A 19,808-nucleotide genomic window follows, 5' to 3' on the forward strand; every position below is an offset into this window, starting at 1 on the left:
CGGCGCCGCGGCATTTCAATGAAAAGTTCAGCTTTTGCAAGGCGTTGAATGATGTGAAATCCCTCACCGCCAGCCCTCCCCGGTGGAACCGTTGAGTGCTTGCGCCGTTACGTTGGGACGATCCCGATAAAAGAGGTGTTCATGGCACAGAACCACGCGACCAAGGCGGTGCCGCCTCAAGGCACCAAGGCGCCACCGATCTTCACGGGAGAGACCATTGCTGCCATCGCACGGATGGAGCGGGTCAGCCCGGCCATCGTCAAGGCGACGGCAATGAGCGTCGGTGGAAGCCGGCCGCAACTCATCGCCGCCATCCGCGCCGGCAAGGCACGCAACTAGCGTCGCCCGCCGGCCAGCCGGCTGGCTTCCGGCAGGCCGCGCAGCCGCGCCATGGCGATGATGCCGATGACGGGCCCCAGCGCCAGGAAGATGAAGGCATAGCGCCAGCCAAGGGCCTCGGCGAAGAACGGCACCAGATGGATGGTGACGAGGGTCAGCAGGAAACCGGCACAGGTCTGGATGGTCAGCATCGTGCCGGTGAGGTCCGGCCGCGCCAATTCGCTGATGCTGGCCGAGAACTGGGCTGAATCGGCCACGATGCTGAAACCCCAGACGAGGCAGAGGGCGAGCAGCGCCACGAGCGGTCCGCCGAAAACGGCACCGGAGAGGAGGGCGCAGCTGCCGCTGACAGCGAGCGCGCCGATGGTGAGCGTGGTGCGGCCCCAGCGATCAGCCAGCCAGCCGCCGGCGACGCAGCCCAGAGCACCGGCGGCGATGGCGGCGAAGGCGCCAAGGAGCGGTGCCTGCGCCAGTTCCGCGCCGGCGAGGCCGTCCGGGTTGAGCGCAAGGCTGGCCTGCAGGAAGAGGGCGATCCACGCCCACATCGCATAGAGCTCCCACATATGGCCGAGATAGCCGAGATTGGCGAGCCGCAGCGGCCGCTCGCGCCAGGCCGCCAGGACCTCGCGCGGATGGAACGCCCGCGGCGTCGCCCTGGCTGGCCCGATCTCCGCCAGCAGGATGAGACCGGCGGCGGCGAGAGCGGCGCCGGAGGTGGTGGCGATGGCAAAGCGCCAGTCGAGCCCGCCCGGTGCGTTCACGAGCTGGGCGTTCACCAGATGCGGCAGGGCGGAGCCGAGGGTGAGGGCACCGACCAGCAACCCGACCAGCCGGCCGAGATCGCTCCGGCCATCGCCCGACCTCGCCCAGGTCGCCGCCAGCTTCATGCCGACGGGATAGATTCCGGCCATCGCCATGCCGGTGACGAAGCGCAGCAGGGGTACGAGATAGGGGCCGTTGAGCTGCGCCGGCGGGAGGATCAGGATCGCCGCATTGGCGCCGGCGGCCACCAAACAGGCGGCGGCAAAAAAGCGCCGCGGGTCGAGGCGATCTGCGAGGCCCAGCAACGCGCTCAGCAGCGTGCCGGCGACGAAGCCGGCCTGGACCGCGCTGGTGAAGAGGGCGGCCACCAGCGCATCGAGGCCCACTTCCCGCCGCAAGGCCGGGACGACCGCCGTGGCCGAGAACCACAGCGATAGCGCCAGGATCTCGGCCAGCAGCAGCAGGCTCAGGGCGCGCCATTTCCGGTTCAGCATGACCCGATTGCTCTCCGCACTCCGTCCGGCCCAAGACCAGGTTCAGTGATATCGGTCACAAATTGGGCAATAATTCCGCCTAAATCCACTTTTTTCCACGCTTTTCCCTGCATTTCCACGCTCATTCACACGCTGTCGCACATGGGCCGCCGCCATCTTCCAGCCATCCCGCGCCGGGGAAGGCGATTGACCGCCGACCCGCCGTGCACGGACGGAACTTGGGAGTTCAAGAGATGGAAACGACGATATTCCTGAAAGTCGGCAATCGCCAGGTCAGCCCCTACCAGCCGGTCGTCTGGCTGGCGCTCGCCCTGCGTCATTTTGTTGACCAGATGATCAAGCGCCGCAACGAGCGCCGCTCGATCGCAGTCTTGTCGGCGATGTCCGACTACCAGCTGCGCGACCTCGGCATCGGCCGCTCGCAGATCGTCCGCACGGTCCGCCAGGGCCGCCCAGCGAGCGATTTCTGATCCAGCACCACCCGCATCACAACGACGTCTTTACCCCGAAGCAGAGGAAGCCACCATGCTCAACCACGGCTACAGCTACAAGGAAACCCTCGACACCGCGCAGAAGATCAACTGGCGCATCGAGGACATCATCGGCGGCGAGAAGCAGCTCGATTTCTCGCGGCCCTTCATGCCGGAAACCATGGCGCGGGTCGAGCCGCTCACCTTCCTGAAGCCTGGCGAGCGGATCGTGCTGAACCAGATCCGCGGCTATGGCTATCTTGCCACCTTCGGCCTGTCGGAAGAATTCATCCTGCCCTTCGTCATGGACCATGCCCGCCAGGTGACGAGCGGCGACGACTGGCAGATCCGCGCTTTGCTGCAATTCGCCGGCGAGGAGGCGAAGCATATCCACCTCTTCAAGCGCTTCTGCGCCGAGTTCGAGGACGGTTTCGGCACGGATTGCCAGGTCATCGGCCCGGCCGAGGACATCGCCAAGGCGATCCTGGCGCATCCGCCGCTCGCCGTGGCGCTCCTCATCCTCCATATCGAATGGATGACGCAGTCGCATTATCTCGACAGCGTCAAGGATGATCGCGGCCTCGATGCGCAGTTCAAGAGCCTGCTGCGCCATCACTGGATGGAGGAGGCGCAGCACGCCAAGCTCGACACCATGATCGTCGCGCATTTGGCGGCCCGTACCGATGCAGCCGGCATTGCCGAGGCGGTCGACGGCTACATGTCGATCGGCGCCTTCCTCGATGCGGGCCTCGCGCAGCAGAGCAAGTTCGACCTGGAGAGCTTCCAGGAGGCGACCGGACGGCGCCTCGGCGCGGACGAGCAGGAGACCTTTCTCAATGTCCAGCACCAGGCCCTGCGCTGGACCTTCATCGGCTCCGGCATGACCCACCAGAACTTCATCGGCACGCTCGGCCAGATGGCCCCGGACGGCCGCAAGCGCGTCGAGGAGGTGGCCCCAGCCTTCTGCTGAGGCGCCTGCCAGTAAAGAGGTCGCTGGCAAGCACCAGCAGTCAACCGGCAACGGGCCGGGGCGGCCGATCCGGCCGCCCCGGCCGCAATTCAAGTCAGGACAAGGTGATGAGCGAGACCATCTATGACCGTCTCGGCGGTTTCCCCGGTGTGCGCCGGGTGGTTACTGCCTTCTACAAGCGTATCCTCGATTCGGTGGTGCTGGAGCACCATTTCCGCCATGCCGATATGCGGCGGCTGGTCGATCACCAGACCAAGTTTATGGCCGCCCTCATGGGTGGTCCCTATGCGATCGACGAGATCGGCCTGCGCAAGGCGCATCGGCACCTCGGCATCACGCGCGGCGAATTCCGCGAGATGAGCGCGCTGCTGCGCGAGACGCTGGCCGAGGAAGGTGTGCCGCCCGGTGATATCGAACTGGTCCTGGCCAGGATGGCGCGCCTCGAGCCGGCCGTCATCGCCGAGGCTGCCTGATGGCCCGCGACATGACCGCCGAGACCGCCCTCTCGATCGATCCGGTGCTCTGCCTGCAGCACGGCGAGGCCGCCCTGGCGCTGCTGCGTCTGGCGGACCGATCCCTTGTCTATGCCTCCGCCGCCTTCGAGCGGCTTTTGCCACCGCCCGAGCGGGCGGCCCTGCTGGCCGGCCTCGACCCGGCGCGGCCGCGGCGCGAAATCGAAATGCGGGTCGGGTCCCGCCAGCTCTGCCTCGACATCAGCCTGCGGCTGCTGGAAGGCGCAGCGGCAGGCCTTGCCGTTCTCACGCTCACCGATATCGGTGGCCAGCGGGAAGCCGAGTACATGCTGGATTCCTATGCCAAGCTGGCGGAGCGTCACGCGCGCGACCTCGAGCGCGAGAAGACCCGGGCCGAGAAGCTCCTGCTCAACATGATGCCGCGCAGCGTCTATGAGGAATTGCGCGAATACGGCACCACGACGCCGCAGCGTTTCGAGCATGCCACCGTCCTGATGCTGGACCTGGTCGGTTTCACCGAGATGAGCATGGCGCGCGAGCCGAGCCAGCTGGTGGCGGAGCTCAACGACATCTTCTCGGCCTTCGACCGGGTCGTCGAGCTGTTCGGCTGCGAGCGGATCAAGACCATCGGCGACGCTTATCTGGCAGTCTCCGGCGTACCCGAACCCAGCCCCGAGCATGTGGTCAATGCCGCCAAGGTGGCTTTGCGCATGCGCCGCTACCTCGATCGGCGCAATGCCAGCGGCCCGCAGGAGTGGAAATGCCGCATCGGTATCGCGACCGGCCCCCTGATCGGCTCGGTGGTGGGAATCCACCGCTACGTTTATGATGTGTTCGGACCGGCGGTGAACATGGCAGCCAGGCTCGAGGCGACAGCCAAACCGGGCGAAATTCTGCTTTGCAACAATGCCATGCTCCAGCTGGGTGGCCAGTTCGAGATCGGACCGGCGCAGATGGTCGAGCTCAAGGGCTTCGGCTCCTGCGCCGCGGCAGCGTTGATCGGCGAGCAGCGCCACGCCTGAGTCGCGCCGCCGCGCCTGAGCCGCGGCACCGCGCCGGGGCGATGACGTCCTTGCCCGATTGCGGCATGATGGCGATGCTGCCGAATACGTGCAGCTTGAGGTCGGACCATTGAACCAAGCCGGGCCATTGAACCAAGCCGGGTCAGACAGCCAGCCCCGCCTGCGCCTGCTGGGCGAAATCGCCCTGTTTCGGGACGGGGCCTATCTTGCCCTGCCGCCCTCAAAGAAGACCCGGGCGCTGCTCGCCTATCTGGCCGCAACGGCGCGGCCGCACCGGCGCGAACGCCTGTGCAGCCTGTTCTGGGATATCCCGGACGACCCGCGCGGGGCGCTGCGCTGGAGCCTCAGCCGGCTGCGGCCGCTGCTCGATTCGGAAAACGCAACGCGCATCATCGCCGATCGCGACAATGTCGCCTTGGCCGTGGACAGCCTCTCGGTCGATTTCCATGAATTCGGCAGGGTACTGGCACGGCCGGAGGCAAGCCCGACCGAGCTTGCCGCCGCCGCCGATCTGGTCGAAGGCGAGTTCGCCGAGGGGCTGGAGCTTGGCGCCTGTGCGGATTTCCAGCTCTGGCTGACGACCCAGCGGGAAGCGGTGCGGCGCCAGCATCTCGACCTGCTGCAGCGGGTCGTGGCCACCCTGCCGCCCGAAGCGGCGCTGCCCTATGCGCAGCGGCGCCTGTCGCTCGATCCCGATGCCGAGGCGCACCACGCCGACCTGCTGCGCCTGCTGCTTGCGGCGGGCCGGCGGCGCGAGGCCGAGAAGCAGTTCGAATTATCGCTCGCGCGCCTGCGCGAAAGCGGCGCCGAGCCGGTCGATTCGTTGACGCTTTTCTGGCGCCAGGCGCTGGCGGCGGGCCCGGCTGCGCCGATCACATCTCGGGCCGAGGTGGGCGTCGCCGCGGTTGACCGTGCGGCGCCTGCCCAGGCCGGGCCGGCGCCACCGGCGGAATGGTCGGAGGAGCGCAAGCAGGTTTCCGTCCTGCACGTCAACCTGCGCGATGCGCCCCTGACCGACGACCCGGAAATCGTCGCCGCGCGCATGGCGCCGCTGATGGATTGCATGACCAGCGCCATCGAGCGCTATGGCGGTCATGTCACGCAAAGGCGGCAGGAGGGCCTCACCGCCCTTTTCGGGGCGCCGGTCGCCTGCCAGAACCACACCATGCGCGCCTGCCTCGCCGCGCTGGCGATGCGCGAGGGTACCGGCGATGCCTCGCTGGCGATTGCGATCCATGCCGGGGAAATCCTGGTGCGCAGCAATGGCCCGGCGGTTGAGGCATTCGGGCCGCCGCTGAAGATCGCGCAGGAGATCGAGCGCATGACGCCGCCGCACGGCATCAGCCTCTCGCGCCAGGCCTACCAGCTGGTGGATGGCATGCTCCAGGCCGAAGCTGGCGGCGCGCTCGCCCTGCCGGGGCTTGCCGAACCGCTGGAACTGCTGCTGCTGTCCGGCGAGGCGGCCATGGCCGGTGCCTGGTATGCGCGCACGATCCGCGGCCTCTCCGCCTTTGTCGGCCGGCAGCCGGAATTGTCGGCCCTGGTGCGGATCGCGCAGCGCGCCGCTTCCGGCACCGGCCAGGTTGCGGTCATCGTCGGCGAGCCCGGCCTCGGCAAGTCGCGCCTGTTGCATGAACTTGTCCAGCAAGGCGAGATTGCGCAGGGCGGCTGGCGGCGCATCGAAGGGGCGGCGACGCCCTATGACCAGGACACGGCCTATTTCCTGGTCGGCCGCCTGCTGCGCCACTGGCTGCAGGTCGACCGCCGGCTGCCGGCCGCTGACTTGCGCCGCCGGCTCGAGGCCGCGATCGCCGCCCTGGATCCGGCCCTGCTCTGGGCGGCACCGGCGCTCGGCATACCGCTCGACCTGCCGGTCGACGCGACCTGGCACAGCCTCGATGCCGGCCAGCGGCGGCGCCAGGTGATTGACGCGGTCGACGCCGTGCTGGCCGCCCTGGCGGCGCAGCAGCCGCTGCTGCTCGTCATCGAGGATCTGCATTGGGCCGACGCCGACAGTGCCGCCATCATCGAGAACACCGTCAACCGGCTGGCGCGGCGGCGCATCGCCATCTGCGTGACGACAAGGCCGGAGGGCGCGCCGGGCTGGATCGCCAAGAGCACCTGTCACCCGCTGCGCCTCATGGCGCTCGACGCCGCCGCCGCCGAGGCGATGGCGGATGCGCTGCTGGGCGACGACACCTCGCTGGCCGACCTGAAGCGGCGCCTCATCGAGCGCACGGCGGGAACGCCGCTGTTCCTCGAGGAAGCCATCAATGCGCTGGTGGAATCGGGCTCGCTGCTCGGCCAGCGCGGCGCCTACCGGCTGACCGGCGGGCAGGCCGAATTGCGCCTGCCGGCGACGGTACAGGCGGTGCTCGGCGAGCGCATCGATCGCCTGCCGCGGCATCTGAAGCTCCTGCTCCAGGTTGCGGCCGTGATCGGCGACGACGTACCGCTCAATGTCCTGCTGCCGCTGATGGAACTTCCGCCGGCGGATCTCGATGCGCAGCTCGATGCGTTGCAGGACGCGGAATTTCTGTTCGAAACCCAGCCGGCACCCAATCGCCGCTTCTCGTTCAAGCACGCGCTGACGCGCGACGTGGCCTATGCCAGCCTGCTGGTGGCGCAGCGCCGCCGCCTGCATCAGCGGGTCCTCAAGATCATGCTGCGGCGGCTGCGGCCGCGCGGCGACGAACTGGTCGAACGCCTCGCCCACCATGCCGTCAATGGCGAGCGCTGGGCGCTTGCGGTGAAGTTTCTGCGCCAGGCCGGCGACAAATGCTTCCGGCGCTCCGCCTATCGCGAATCCGTCCGCTTCTACGAGGCGGCGCTGAAGGCGCTGGAAAATCTGCCGGATGCGGCAGCCGCGCAGAAATTCTCAGCCACCTTGCGCCTCCGCCTGCGGCCGCCGCTGGGTGCGATCGCCGCCTTCGGCCAGGCCTTCGCTCATCTAGACGTGGCCGAGCGAATCGTGGCGGCGCGCGGCGACCTGCCGCGCATGATCTCGATCGCCATCCACAAGAGCTATATCCTGAGTTCGCAAGGGCGCATCGAAGACGCCATCTCGGCGGCGGAGCGGGCGCGGTCACTTGCAGCCGGCACCGAGGACCAGCTGGCGCAGCTGGAGGCCAGGCTGGCCCACAGTCAGGCGCTGGCGTTCCGCGGCGACGTCGCGGGCGCCCTCGAACTGGCCAGCCCGATCCGCCAGCGACTGGTCACCGAATTGCGCCACGAACGGCTCGGCCAGACCGGATTGCGCTCGGTCTGGTGCCTGATGCATCTGGCCGACGCCTTGACCCTGAAGGGCGACCTGAATGCGGCCCGGGCGGTCACTGCCGAAGCAATCGCGATCGCCGAGGAGGTCAACAAACCCTATGACCGCGCGGTGGCGCATCTGCGCGAGGGGTTCATCGAGATTCAGGATGCCAATCCGCAACGCGCCGTCGCCGCCTTCGACCGCAGCCGGGCGCTGGCCGAAGGCAGCGATCTGGGCTGGGTTGCTGCCTGGGCGCGGACCGGTCTCGGCTATGCCTATTTCCTGAGCGGCCATGCCGAGGCCGGCACGCATCTCCTCGAGGCGACCAAGCGCCAGGCGGTGGCTGCGGAGTTTGTCGCGGTCGAGGCGATGAGTTCCGTCTTCCTCGCCGACACGCGTCGCCGCGCCGGGCAGTGGCGCGATGCGGAGAACGAGGCCCGGTCGGCACTCGAAGGGGCGCGGCACTGGGGCTATTGGGATATCGAGGTGATGGCGCTCATCTGCCTCGGCCGGGTGGCGCTCGACCGCCGCGACGATGCTGCCGTGGCTCTCCGGCATCTGCGCGAGGCGGCGCAGCTTGCGGAAAGTCGCTCCTACCGCCTGATGCTGGCCGAGATCAACCAGTTGATGGCGCCCGTGCTTGATGGAATCGGCGAGCGGGAGGCGGCGGCGGCGGCGACGCTGCTGGCCGACCGGCTGCTGCGCGAGTTGCGCTGAAACGACTAGCGCGGCAAAAAGAGATTGAGCAGATGCTGCTCCAGCCGGTCGATCACCGGCGCCCGGCGCTTCAGTGCCTTCACCAGTTTGATCGTCACCTGTGGCAGGGCCGGAAAGCCGTCTTCCGGCGTCAGTTCGACCATGTCGTCCGTCTTGCTGCTTTCCACCATGACCGTGATGGCAAGGCCGCTGGAAACAACCGCGCGCAGGCCTGCCATGCTGCGGGTCTGGGTGGCGACGCGACAGGGCCGTCCCTCGCGCGCCAGCGCATCGAAGATGATGCGGGCATAGGTGTCGTCCTCGCGCCAGATGGCTATTGGCAGGGGTTCCCTGAGGTGCAGTCTCGCATCTGCCGGCCCGACCCAGACCAGTCGATCGGTGAATACCTCCGTTCCATTATGGGCGATCCCTTCGCCGGCGGTGACGAAGGCGAGATCGACGGTGCCGTCAACGATCAGCTGCGACAGCCGCTTTGACTCATCCAGCAGCAGGTCCAGCCTTGCGTCCGGATAGAGGTCGGCAAAGCCGGCCAGGCCCGCGGTCAGGATGCGTGGCGCATAATCCTCGGGCAGTCCCAGCACCACGGTACCGGCGATCGACGAACGGTCGAACGAACGCAGCGCATCGTCATAGGTGGCGATGATGCGTCGGGCGGCACTGAGAAAGCTCTCGCCGTGCGGCGTCAGTTCGATAGTTCCCTTGGCGCGCGCAAAAATCGGGCGGCCGAGTTGCTCCTCGAGGCGCCGGATCTGCAGGCTGACCGCCGACTGGGTCCGCCCCACGCGCCGCGCCGCGGCGGTGAAGCTGCCAAGATCGCAGATGGCGGTGAAGGTGCGCAGATAGTCGATTTCCATGGCCTCCATCATTTTTGCTAATGGGCACGATTGCAACTACTCGTTGGCCACGGCGCCCCCCTTCGCGGCAATGAACGGGTTCACAGACGGGGTTGCCGAAAGCGGACAATCTCGCGCCAACCAACCGATAGGACGACCATGTGGACCTTTGATTTCCGCATTCGCCGGGCGGACATGATCGACATTCCCGGCCTGCGCCTGATGCAGGAACGCTCCCTGCGCATTCTCGGCCGCGACTTCTACACAGCCAAGGTTCTGGATGCCTTCCTGCAACGGATGTCGACGATGGACGAATCCGTCGTGGCCGAGGGGCACTACTTCACCGCCATCGATGTCAGCGGCCGTTTCGTCGGCAGCGGCGGCTGGTCGCGGCGGCGGCCGGGATATGACGGCGGCGGATTGCAGGCTGGCCTGCCGGCCGATACGGGCCTGGTGCGATCCGTCTTCGTCGAGCCGGACTGGGCGCGCCGCGGCGTCGCCTCGGCACTGATGCGGCAGGTGGAAAGCGACGCCATGCGGTGCGGCATCCGCCATTTGCGGCTTGCTGCCACGCTTTCCGGCGTGGATTTCTATCGCAGCCGCGGCTATCGTGCCGTCAATGCTGGTGCGTTCGATCTCGGACCTGACGAAGCCTTCGGTTATGTCGACATGACGAAGGCGCTGATGCAGATGGACGAGTTGAATTCGCTGGCGTCCTGACAATCGGTCCTCGGCGATGGTGCAACAGAGAGTTCTCATCCTCGGCGGCACCGGCGACGCGGCCTCCCTGGCGGAATCGCTGGCGCAGGCTGAAACAGGCTGGCACGTGATCTCGTCGCTGGCCGGCCGGGTCGGCAATCCCCGCCTGCCGCCCGGCGAGGTCAGGATCGGCGGCTTCGGCGGCGCTCTCGGCCTCGCGGATTATCTGCGCGTGCAGGGGATCGCGGCCTTGGTGGACGCAACCCATCCTTTCGCCCGTCGCATGGGGTGGAACGCCGCTGCCGCCGCACATGAAGCCGGTGTGCCACTGCTGCGCCTCGGCCGCCCGCCCTGGCAAGCGGGGCCGGGCGACCGCTGGACCGAAATCGACGATTGGGACGCAGCCGTCGCCCTGTTGCGCACCCGGCCGCGCCGCGTGTTCCTGGCGCTCGGCCGGCAGGAACTCGCCCCCTTCGCGACGCTCGCCGATACCAGCTTCGTTATCCGCTCGGTGGAGCAGCCGGACGCCGGCCTGTGCTTTGCCGATGCGCAATTCGTGCTGGCCCGCGGTCCCTTCCGGCTGGAGGACGAGCGCACACTGCTCCGCGAGCACCGGATCGACTGCATCGTCTGCAAGAACAGCGGCGGGGAGGCGACCTTCGCCAAGCTGCTGGCGGCGCGCGAGATGGGTATCGAGGTGATCATGCAACGCCGCCCGCCGCGCCCCGTCGTGCCGGAAGTGGTGGATGCGGCCGGCGCCATCGCCTGGCTGCGCGCCCTGCCGGCCTAGGTCACGCCTGCTTCTTGGCGGGCTCGTTGCCGTACCAGCGCGGCGTGTAGACCCAGCTGCCGCCATCCGGTCGCGCGACCAGCCTCGTGGTCGACGAGCCGACGATCACCACGGTGCGCATGTCGACCATCTCGGGCCGAAGTTCGCCCAGGCTGGTGACGCGGAGACTTTCCGCCGGTCGGCCGATATCGCGTCCCAGCACCACCGGCGTCGCTGGCGCGCGGTGGCGGCGCAGGATCTCGATCGCCTCGCCCAGTTGCCAGGGCCGCGCCTTCGAGATCGGGTTGTAGAAGGCCATGGCGAAATCGCCTTCCGCCGCATGGGCCAGGCGATCGGTGATAACGGACCACGGCTTCAGATTGTCGGAGAGGGAGATCAGGCAGAAATCATGGCCGAGCGGCGCACCGGCCTTGGCCGCGGCCGCCAGCGCCGCCGAGACACCTGGCAGCACCTCCAGCTCGACCGCGCGCCAGGCTGGATCGTCGCTGCCGTCGAGCGCCTCCAGCACCGCCGCCGCCATGGCGAAGACGCCGGGGTCGCCGGACGAGACGACGGCAACGCGGCGGCCCTGCGCGGCGAGGTCGAATGCCTGGCGCGCGCGCCACAATTCCTCGCGGTTGTCGGAGGCATGGACCACCTGGTCGGCACGCAACGGCCTCGCCATCCTCACATAGGTCTCGTAGCCGACGATGTCTTCGGCGGCGTCGAGCGCGGCGCGCGCCGCCGGGATCATCATCAGGGGATCGCCCGGTCCGAGGCCGATGACGCTGAGCCGGCCGCGGCGGCGGCCGAGGCCAGCCAGATCGGCCGGGTGTGCGAAGACCAGAAGTTCGATGCCGTCACCGGCATGGCGCGCGGCTGGTTCCGGATGCTGGCTGTCGCCCGCCATTCGCAACGGAATCTCGAAGGCCGCAGCAGCCGAGGCAATATCCCGGTCGGCAATCGAATTGTCCGGCACCAGCAGCAGGGCAAGCGATTCGCGGGCGAGGCGGGCAGTGGCGAGGGCAGCATCGATCCGTGCGACAAGGTCGCCGCCGCCGCGCCGGACGGCGACCGCGATCACGGCGGGGCGAAACAGCAATTCGTTCGTTTGCGCGGCGCGGGCCTCGGTCGTGACGCTGGCAACCAGCTTGCCCGCATCGTCGAGCGGCAGTTTCGCCTCGCGCAGCCAGGGGGCCTCGCCGGCAATGCGCATGGTGGCGCCCGCCAGCAGATCGGCGATGAAGGTCTTGCCATCGGCCATGTTGGCCAGCCTGAAGCCCGGCGGCGGATTGAGGAGGCAGGTGCCGAAGCGCAATTCGCCGGTGGTGGTGATGGCGGGTGCCACAGCGAGCGCCGCCGCGATCCTGCGTGCCAGCACATTGACGCCACTGAGGCCGCCCAGCAGCGGCACCACGGCGCTGCCGTCCTCGGCGACGGCAAGGACCGGCGGCTCGGCACCCTTGTCCTGCAGAAGGCTGGCGAGCGCGCGGATCACGATCCCGGCGGCACAGAGCACGACGAGGGGATGCCCGGCACGATAGAGGTTGCGCAAAGTATCGCCGAAATCGTCGAAGGTGACGTCGGCGCCGCTGACCCGCGCGGCGAGGCCGTGTATGCGCGCATCCGGCAGGATCGCCTGGACGCGCCGCGCGGTCTCAAGGCTGTTGGCGCCGAGGATCAGGATGGCGGGCTCGGCCGACATCAGGATTGCCACTTCCGGCCCGGCACCAGGACGATCGAGAAATAGGGCGCCGAGGCCGGGTCAACCTCGGCCAGGGGCAGGACGCGCTCGTTCTTCATGGTGGCGCGCTCGACATAGAGCGCGCGATCACCGAGGCCGAGCTCGTTCACCACCTTGCGCACCTTGGGGAAATTGCTGCCGAGCTTCATGATGGCGGCGGCATCGCTATCGGCGAGGCGCCGCTTCAACTCCTCCTCCGGCAGCACGCCGGAGATGATCGAGAGGCTCTGGTTGCGATAGACCAGCGGCGCGCCCAGAACGGCGGCGGCGCCCAGGACCGAGCAGACGCCGGGAACCACCACGGTCTCATAGCTGCCGGCAAGCCGGTCATGCAGATACATGAAGGAACCGTAGAAGAAGGGGTCACCTTCGCAGATCACCGCGACGTCGCGCCCGGCATCGAGATGCGCCGCCACTTCCGCGGCCGACTGGTCGTAGAAATCGGCGACCAGGGTTTCGTAATTGAGATGCGCCGGCAGCTTCTCCGTCGTCACCGGATAGATGAGCGGCAACGTCACCTGATCCGGCTTCAGATAAGATTCGATGATGGTCAGCGCATTGCCCTTCTTCCCCCTGGCGGCGAGATAGGCGACGATCGGCGATTGCTGCAGCAGCCGCACCGCCTTCACCGTCATCAGTTCCGGATCGCCCGGACCGACGCCGAGGCCATAGAGCTTTCCCTTCGCCGACATCATTCGCGCTCCGTCGCCAGGGCGTTGACGGCGGCGGCGGCCATGGCGCTGCCGCCGCGCCGCCCCCGTACGATGACGAAGGGCACGCCGCGGCTGTCCGCCGCCAGCATGTCCTTGGATTCGGCGGCGCCGACGAAGCCGACCGGAAAGCCGAGGATGAGTGCCGGTTTCGGCGCACCGGCGTCGAGCAATTCAAGGAGGCGGAAGAGGGCGGTCGGCGCATTGCCGATGGCGACGACGCTACCGGGGAGGTGCTCGTGCCAGAAATCGAGCGCGGCGGCCGAGCGGGTATTGCCGATCTCGCTGGCGCGTTCCGGCACGCGCGGATCCTGCAGTGTGCAGATGACCGCATTGTCGGCGGGCAGGCGCGATCGGGTGACGCCCTCGGCCACCATGCGGCAATCGGCGATGATCGGCGCACCCCGCTGCAATGCCGCGCGCCCGGCGCTGCCGGCGCCGGGCGAGAAGCGCAGATCGCGGATCACATCCACCATGCCCGAGGCATGGGCGACGCGCACCGCCAGCTTTTCCAGGTCCGCCGGAATGCCGGCAAGATCAGCCTCCGCCCGGATGGTGGCGAAGGATTGGCGATAGATCGCCTGGCCATCGCGCTCGTACTCGATCATCAATTCCGTCCTTGGGTTCGCAGGGATGGGTCGGCAAGCAAGCCTGCCACCTGGTTGATATCCTTATCGGCCCCGAGGCAGGCGCCGAATTTGCCCGCCGCGCCGCTTTCCCGCCGGAACACGTCGTAGCGGCCGGGGGCGAGGGCCAGCAGCGTGATCGAAGCTGGTCGCGGTGCGGCGCAGGATTTGGCGCAGCCGGTGAGGTGAAGGCCGGAAACCGGCACCTGCCTCTCCGCCAGCAGGCCGGCGAGGTGCAGCGCATCCGCCTTCACGTCGGCAAGCCCCGAGGCGCAGCCGGTATTGCCGGCGCAGGCGATCATCGCGGCCAGCGGCGCCGCTGCATCGGTGACGAGGCCAAGCCGCCCGAGGCTGGCCAGAACGGTGTCAGCAGTCTCCGCGGCCACGCTTGGCAGCAGCAGGCTCTGCCAGGGCGTCAGGCGGATGGCGCCCCCGGTATGGACATCCGCCAGATCCGCGACACCCAGCAATTGTGCCGGCGAAAGGCGCCCGAGCGGCGCTGCGGCACCCACCGCCCGGCGGCCGTCGCGCTGCGTCAGGATGCCGATCGGGCTCTGCTCCCGTGCCGGCTTGCGGCGCCATGCCTCGGTCACCCGGTCGCGCCGCACGGTGATCGGCAGGGCGGCGACGATCTTGGCTGCCGGCAGATCGGCGAGCAGGTGCCGGAAGCGGGTGATCTCCTCTCCCTTGCCGTTGCTTTTGCCCCGATGGTTGAGGAAGAGGTCGAGGCAGGCGAGGACCAGTGCCACGGCATCGCGTGCCGCCACGAAACCGGCGGCGTGGTCGCCGGTATCGCCGGTGGGCGGGCAGCCGGCAAAGCCGAAGGCGAAGGTGCCGGAATCGACGGCGGCCAGCCAGATGTCGTTGGGGTGTGCCAGCATCGCCGCATCTTCGCCGCCATCGACCAGCAACGCGAATTTGGGCGAGAGCAGGTGATAGCGCGCATCCCGTTCCAGGGCGGCCAGCAGCGCACCGGCCGGCCCGCGCGCATCCAGCACCTGATCCGGGTCGTCGCCCGCCAGCGGGTTCACCATCACATTGCGGATGTCGTCGGCCCCCGCGCTCGCACCGCCGAGATCGGCGGCGCGCAATGCGGCGATCACCCGGTCTTCGCTGCCGGCCGGAATGCCGCGGATCTGCAGATTGGCACGGTTGGTGGCCTCGATGGCGCCGGCCTTCACGTCCTCGGCAATCGCCGCCACGGTGCGGGCCTGGGCGCTGGTGAGGCAGCCCAGCGCCAGCTTTATGCGGCAGATGCCGCCATCCTTCGACGGCACGATGCGGAACAGGCCGGGGCAGGCGAAGCTGCGGCTGTCCTTGCCGGCGATGGCCTGGTCGATCTGCTGAACTGCCTTCTGGGGCATTGGCGCACCGGTCTTTCACCGTCGCTGTGGATGTGCGCCGGACTTCCCGCGCGGGAAGTAGGGCGCCGCCGCATCGGCTCTCCCCGGCCGATGGTTCCACGGGCGACAAGCATCACCGGCAGGTTTCCTGGCTCGCGGGTCCCGGCCCATCGCCGCCTTCCCGGGTGTGCCGGTTTCCCGGCATGGCCCAGTGGCGTTTGGCGATGCGGCTCGCCGCTCACAGTTGCGGGGGCAGCCATGGCGTTCCGGGCGTCGCCCCGGTTTCCATGTTCCCTCAAAGGCCCCCGAGGGGGCACCGATGATGCGCCACTTCTATAGGAGGGTCCCCGGCAGCGGAAGCGGATTCTCGGTGTCTGCCGGGCCCCGTGAAAGCTTGCCGCAGGGAGCGCCATCACGTATTGAGGCCGGAATCGGGCCCTTGGACCAAGGGCATAGGTCCGCCGGCACCAGGCCCCTGGGTGGGGTCTGGGCCGGTTGCGGGAGTGGGCGATGACGGTCTGGCTGACGGTGATCGGTATCGGCGAAGACGGGCTTGCCGGCCTCGGCGAGGCGGCGCGCGATGCCCTCGGCGCGGCGCGGGTCGTGTTCGGCGGCCAGCGCCATCTCGCCATGCTGCCGGATTCCGTGTTGGCCGAGCGACATCCCTGGCCCAGTCCCTTTACCGACGGGCTGAAGGCGCTGCTGGCCCGGCGTGGCCAGCCGGTCTGTGTGCTGGCCAGTGGCGATCCCATGCTGTTCGGCGTCGGCGCCACCTTGTCGCGCGAGGTGCCGGCGGCAGAAATGCGCGTGCTGCCGGCACCCTCCGCCTTTTCGCTGGCAGCCGCGCGCCTTGGCTGGGCGTTGCAGGAGGTGGCGCAGGTCAGCATTCACGGTCGCGCCCTGGAACTGGTGCATCCCCATCTCCATCACGGCGCCCGCCTGCTGGTACTTGCTCATGACGGGTCGTCGCCGGCGGCGCTCGCGGCGCTGCTGCGGGCGCGCGGCTTCGGCGACAGCCGCCTCGTTGTGCTGGAACATCTCGGTGGCGCGCTGGAGCGGCGCGTCGAAACCACCGCCGCCGCCTGGCGCGAGGATGATGCGGTGGCACCGCTCAATGTCATTGCCGTGCAATGCCGCGCCGATGCCGGCGTGCGGCCGATGTCATTGCTGGCGGGCTTGCCTGACGCCGCCTATCGCCATGACGGGCAATTGACCAAGCGCGACGTGCGCGCGGTGACGCTGGCGCATCTCGGCCCCTGTCCGGGCGAATTGCTGTGGGATGTCGGCGCTGGTTGTGGCTCCATCTCGATCGAATGGATGCGCGCCCATCCTTCCTGCCGCGCCATCGCCATCGAGGAAAATGCCGGCCGTCAGGGCCTCATCCGCGCCAATGCCGCCGCGCTCGGCGTACCCGGTCTCCAGCTCGTCGCCGGATCTGCGCCGGGCGCGCTTGCCGGCCTTGCCGAACCCGATGCCATCTTCATCGGCGGTGGTGTCACGGAGGCCGGCCTGCTCGAGGCCTGCTGGGCGGCGCTGCGGCCCGGCGGGCGCCTCGTCGCCAATGCCGTGACCTTGCAGAGCGAGACCCTGCTGGTCGCCTGGCGGCAGCGGCTCGGGGGCGATCTCATTCGCCTTGCCGTCTCCCATGCGGCACCGCTGGGCAGTTTCGATGCCTGGCGCGGCGCCCTGCCGGTGACCTTGCTTTCCGTCGCCAAGGATCTCTAGTGGCTTGATTAATATGGTATATATGACCCGCGTTAGCTGCTGACGGGGGCTAGGGCGGGGCCTAATTATTCGTTTGTCCACTAGATATAAACATATCATTATGTCGCGATCTCAACCTGGAACCGAGGTCGCCAGATGCTGCTATCCCCGACCCCTGAGCCAACCCCGGACCCGGCCGTGGCACGATCGGCGCCGGCTGATTTTCGCCGGCGGCCGGATCGCCCGGCGGCACCGCGCCTCAGTTTCGAGTTCTTTCCGCCCAAGCCGGACCAGCCTGTCGCCGCCTTCTGGCGCACGGTCGCGGATCTCGCGGCGCTCGATCCGCAATTCTGCTCGGTGACCTTTGGCGCCGGCGGCTCGACCCGGCGCGCCACCGGCACCATCGCCGCGGAGATCCAGGATCGCCATGGTTTGCCGGCGGCAGCACATCTCACCTGCGTTGACGCAACCCGCGCCGAGATCGACGCCATCGCTTCAGGTTACTGGCAGACCGGCATCCGCCATATCGTCGCCTTGCGCGGCGACCCGCGCGGTGGGGCCGGGGGCGCCTATAGTCCGGCCCGCGACGGCTATGCCTATGCCGACGCGCTGGTAGCCGGCCTCGCCCGTCGCCACGCCTTCGAGATCAGCGTTGCCGCTTATCCCGAAACGCATCCGCAGGCGGCGAGTGCGGCAGCCGACACGGATAACCTGAAGCGAAAGATCGACAACGGCGCCAGCCGCGCCATCACCCAGTTCTGTTTTGACATGGCGGCTTTCGAGCGCTTTCTCGATCGCGCTGCCCGCGCCGGTGTTGCGGTACCGATTGCCGCCGGTATCCTGCCCATCGTCAACTTCGCGCGCCTGGAAAGTTTCGCCGCTGCCTGCGGCGCCCATCTTCCGGCCGATCTGCGGCGCGCTGCGGCCGGCATCGACGACGAGCCACTGCGGCGACATCGCTTTGCCGTCGATCTGGCCATCGCGCAATGCGATGCGCTCTATCGTCTCGGCATCCGCGACTTCCACTTTTATACCCTCAACCGCGCTGAACTGGTGAAGGAGATCTGCGACGGGATGGGCTGGTCGCCGCTGGTGCAACGCGCCGCGAACTAGCGACGACCGGAGTGCGGGCGCTGTTTTACAGTTGCAAGATTGCCATTGTCTTTTGCCGGATGCGCTGATTTGATCCTCGCGGCCATCCGACAACGCATCAGCGAAAGGCAGCAGGCATCATGGCATCCGCATCGGCTCCCGACCTCATCCTCTACAATGCCGATATCCGCACCATGGATCCGCTGCAGCCGCGCGCCGAGGCGCTGGCTGCAAGAAACGGGCGCATCGTCGCTTTGGGCAGCAGCGCCGAGATGCGGGCGCTGGCCAATGGCGCGGCGCGGAAGATCGATGCTGGCGGCCGCCTGGTGCTGCCCGGATTCCAGGACACGCATATCCATCTGCAGGACAGCGGCACCGATTTTTGCACCAGTGCCAATCTGGAGGGCGCGCGCACGGTCGATGAATTGCAGCGCCTGATCCGCGACTTCGCGGCGACGCGCAACGATCACTGGGTGCGCGGCACCGGCTGGTATTCCGGCATTTTCGGCGCCCACAATCTCAACCGCCAGGTGCTGGATGCTGCCGTGCCGGACCGGCCGGTTTTCATATTTGCGTCAGACGGCCACAATGCAGCGGTGAACACCAAGGCCTGCGAGGAATTGGGCCTTGATGCCAGTGTCGCCGACCCCTTCGGCGGTCAGTTCGTGCGCGACAAGGATGGCCGGCCGACCGGTCTTGCCTACGAACTCGCCATCGACTGGATCCGGGCGCGCATGCCGAAACGGCCGCTCGATGCCTATTTCGACGGCGTGCGCTATGGCCAGAAGCTGGCCAACAGCCATGGCATCACCGGCGTGCTCGACGCGCTGGTGCGCGAGCGGCACATGGTGGTCTATCGCGGTCTCGAGGAGAAGGGCGAACTCAATGTGCGCCTGCGCGCCACCGCCATCGTCAATCCGGGTGACAGCGTGCGGGATTCCCTCGGCCGCCTCGAGGCGCTGCGCCGCGATTTCCGTTCCGACAACATCTATGTCCATTCGGCCAAATTCTTCCTTGACGGCGTTCTCGAGAACCGCACGGCGGCAATGATCGAGGATTATTCCGATGCCACCGGCGGCAATGCCGCGATCATGTTCGACGAGGCCTTGTTGAAGGAACTGATGATCGCCTTCGACGCGGCCCGTTTCCAGCTGCATGTCCATGTCATCGGCGATCGCGCGACCAGGATCGCCCTCGACAATATCGCGGCCGCGCGGGCGCTCAACGGCGCTTGGCCCAGCCTGCACCAGTTGGCCCATGTGCAGGTGATTCACCCCGACGACATTCCGCGCCTGCGTGATCTTGGCGTTGTCACCAACATGCAGCCGCTCTGGGCCCGCAACGAGCCCTCGGTGACCGAGATGGCGCTGCCGCTCATCGGCGAGAAGCGCGGTCGCTGGATGTATCCCTGGCGCACCATCGTCGACAGCGGCGCCCCCTATGCGGTCTCCAGCGATTGGGGCGTCTCCACCCTCAATCCCTTCAAGATCATGCAGACGGCCGTTACCCGGCAACCGGAAAAGGTGGCGCCCGATTTTCCCGCCTTCGTCCCGGAGGAGCGCATGAATGTGGAGCAGGTCGTGCGCGGCTATACCACCAAGGCGGCCGAGGCCGCCTGGCGCGCCGACGAGACCGGCTCGCTGACGCCGGGCCGTTACGCCGATCTTATCCTGCTCGACCGCGACATCTTTTCGATCGATCCCTATGAGATTGGCGGTACCCAGGTGGATCTGACGCTGCTCGGCGGCCGCGAAGTGCACCGGTCGGAGGGTTTTGCGGGGTAGG

17 protein-coding genes and 1 riboswitch are annotated in these 19,808 nt (G+C 67.9%); of the genes, 11 read left to right on the top strand and 6 right to left on the bottom strand.

Annotated features, from left to right (window positions below):
• The first annotated feature begins 141 nt into the window (after positions 1-141).
• On the top strand, positions 142-339 hold the full coding sequence (locus A8950_RS05590) for a hypothetical protein (RefSeq protein ID WP_133612590.1): 198 nt from the start codon (positions 142-144) through the stop codon (positions 337-339).
• Here A8950_RS05590 and A8950_RS05595 read toward each other — a convergent pair.
• Positions 336-1,595: an MFS transporter gene (locus tag A8950_RS05595; protein WP_133612591.1), complete on the bottom strand. Its 1,260-nt coding sequence runs from the start codon at positions 1,593-1,595 to the stop codon at positions 336-338. The two genes, A8950_RS05590 and A8950_RS05595, sit on opposite strands and share 4 nt — an antisense overlap.
• Before the next feature lie 233 nt (positions 1,596-1,828).
• Between A8950_RS05595 and A8950_RS05600 the strand changes: the two genes are divergently transcribed.
• From A8950_RS05600 to A8950_RS05620, 5 genes are all read left to right on the top strand, one after another.
• Positions 1,829-2,065, top strand: a complete 237-nt coding sequence (locus A8950_RS05600; protein WP_133612592.1) for a DUF1127 domain-containing protein — start codon at positions 1,829-1,831, stop codon at positions 2,063-2,065.
• A gap of 55 nt (positions 2,066-2,120) precedes the next feature.
• Positions 2,121-3,035: a hypothetical protein gene (locus A8950_RS05605; protein WP_133612593.1), complete on the top strand. Its 915-nt coding sequence runs from the start codon at positions 2,121-2,123 to the stop codon at positions 3,033-3,035.
• 107 nt (positions 3,036-3,142) lie between these two features.
• Positions 3,143-3,508, top strand: a complete 366-nt coding sequence (locus A8950_RS05610) for a group I truncated hemoglobin (RefSeq protein WP_133612594.1) — start codon at positions 3,143-3,145, stop codon at positions 3,506-3,508.
• Positions 3,508-4,530 carry an adenylate/guanylate cyclase domain-containing protein gene (locus tag A8950_RS05615; protein WP_133612595.1) on the top strand — a complete coding sequence of 341 codons (1,023 nt, stop codon included), beginning with the start codon at positions 3,508-3,510 and terminating at the stop codon, positions 4,528-4,530. The genes A8950_RS05610 and A8950_RS05615 overlap by 1 nt, the downstream gene beginning before the upstream one ends.
• 127 nt (positions 4,531-4,657) lie before the next feature.
• On the top strand, positions 4,658-8,503 hold the full coding sequence (locus A8950_RS05620) for an AAA family ATPase (RefSeq protein ID WP_166645011.1): 3,846 nt from the start codon (positions 4,658-4,660) through the stop codon (positions 8,501-8,503).
• A gap of 5 nt (positions 8,504-8,508) precedes the next feature.
• Here the strand turns inward: A8950_RS05620 and A8950_RS05625 are convergent, their stop codons facing one another.
• The gene (locus tag A8950_RS05625; protein WP_166645012.1) at positions 8,509-9,357 is read right to left on the bottom strand and encodes a LysR family transcriptional regulator; all 849 of its coding nucleotides are present in this window, start codon (positions 9,355-9,357) and stop codon (positions 8,509-8,511) included.
• 138 nt (positions 9,358-9,495) lie between these two features.
• Here A8950_RS05625 and A8950_RS05630 point away from each other — a divergent pair, with 138 nt between their 5' ends.
• Positions 9,496-10,056 carry a GNAT family N-acetyltransferase gene (locus tag A8950_RS05630; RefSeq protein ID WP_133612598.1) on the top strand — a complete coding sequence of 187 codons (561 nt, stop codon included), beginning with the start codon at positions 9,496-9,498 and terminating at the stop codon, positions 10,054-10,056.
• Between the two features lie 16 nt (positions 10,057-10,072).
• On the top strand, positions 10,073-10,825 hold the full coding sequence (locus A8950_RS05635) for a cobalt-precorrin-6A reductase (RefSeq protein ID WP_133612599.1): 753 nt from the start codon (positions 10,073-10,075) through the stop codon (positions 10,823-10,825).
• Between the two features lies 1 nt (position 10,826).
• Here A8950_RS05635 and cobJ read toward each other — a convergent pair whose 3' ends face one another.
• Genes cobJ through cobG form a run of 4 tightly spaced genes read right to left on the bottom strand, consistent with a single transcriptional unit; the run spans position 10,827 to position 15,248 of the window.
• Positions 10,827-12,509, bottom strand: a complete 1,683-nt coding sequence (gene cobJ / locus A8950_RS05640) for a precorrin-3B C(17)-methyltransferase (RefSeq protein ID WP_133612600.1) — start codon at positions 12,507-12,509, stop codon at positions 10,827-10,829.
• The gene (locus tag A8950_RS05645) at positions 12,509-13,243 is read right to left on the bottom strand and encodes a precorrin-2 C(20)-methyltransferase (protein WP_208109739.1); all 735 of its coding nucleotides are present in this window, start codon (positions 13,241-13,243) and stop codon (positions 12,509-12,511) included. Before A8950_RS05645 ends, cobJ begins: the two co-directional genes overlap by 1 nt.
• Positions 13,240-13,866, bottom strand: a complete 627-nt coding sequence (locus A8950_RS05650; protein WP_133612601.1) for a precorrin-8X methylmutase — start codon at positions 13,864-13,866, stop codon at positions 13,240-13,242. The genes A8950_RS05645 and A8950_RS05650 overlap by 4 nt, the downstream gene beginning before the upstream one ends.
• Positions 13,866-15,248: a precorrin-3B synthase gene (gene cobG, locus A8950_RS05655; protein WP_133612602.1), complete on the bottom strand. Its 1,383-nt coding sequence runs from the start codon at positions 15,246-15,248 to the stop codon at positions 13,866-13,868. Before cobG ends, A8950_RS05650 begins: the two co-directional genes overlap by 1 nt.
• A gap of 100 nt (positions 15,249-15,348) precedes the next feature.
• Positions 15,349-15,563: riboswitch (cobalamin riboswitch) on the bottom strand.
• A 174-nt stretch (positions 15,564-15,737) separates the two neighbouring features.
• Between cobG and cbiE the strand changes: the two genes are divergently transcribed.
• The 3 genes from cbiE to A8950_RS05670 all read left to right on the top strand — a co-directional run bounded on the left by cbiE (position 15,738) and on the right by A8950_RS05670 (position 19,807).
• Entirely contained in the window at positions 15,738-16,952 is a 1,215-nt protein-coding gene (gene cbiE / locus A8950_RS05660; RefSeq protein WP_133612603.1) for a precorrin-6y C5,15-methyltransferase (decarboxylating) subunit CbiE, read from the top strand.
• Between the two features lie 177 nt (positions 16,953-17,129).
• On the top strand, positions 17,130-18,044 hold the full coding sequence (gene metF, locus A8950_RS05665) for a methylenetetrahydrofolate reductase [NAD(P)H] (RefSeq protein ID WP_243735533.1): 915 nt from the start codon (positions 17,130-17,132) through the stop codon (positions 18,042-18,044).
• Positions 18,045-18,163: 119 nt separating this feature from the next.
• The gene (locus tag A8950_RS05670) at positions 18,164-19,807 is read left to right on the top strand and encodes an amidohydrolase (protein WP_133612605.1); all 1,644 of its coding nucleotides are present in this window, start codon (positions 18,164-18,166) and stop codon (positions 19,805-19,807) included.
• Position 19,808: the final 1 nt, after the last annotated feature.

Source organism: Dongia mobilis (genome assembly GCF_004363235.1).
GTDB classification, from domain to species: domain Bacteria; phylum Pseudomonadota; class Alphaproteobacteria; order Dongiales; family Dongiaceae; genus Dongia; species Dongia mobilis.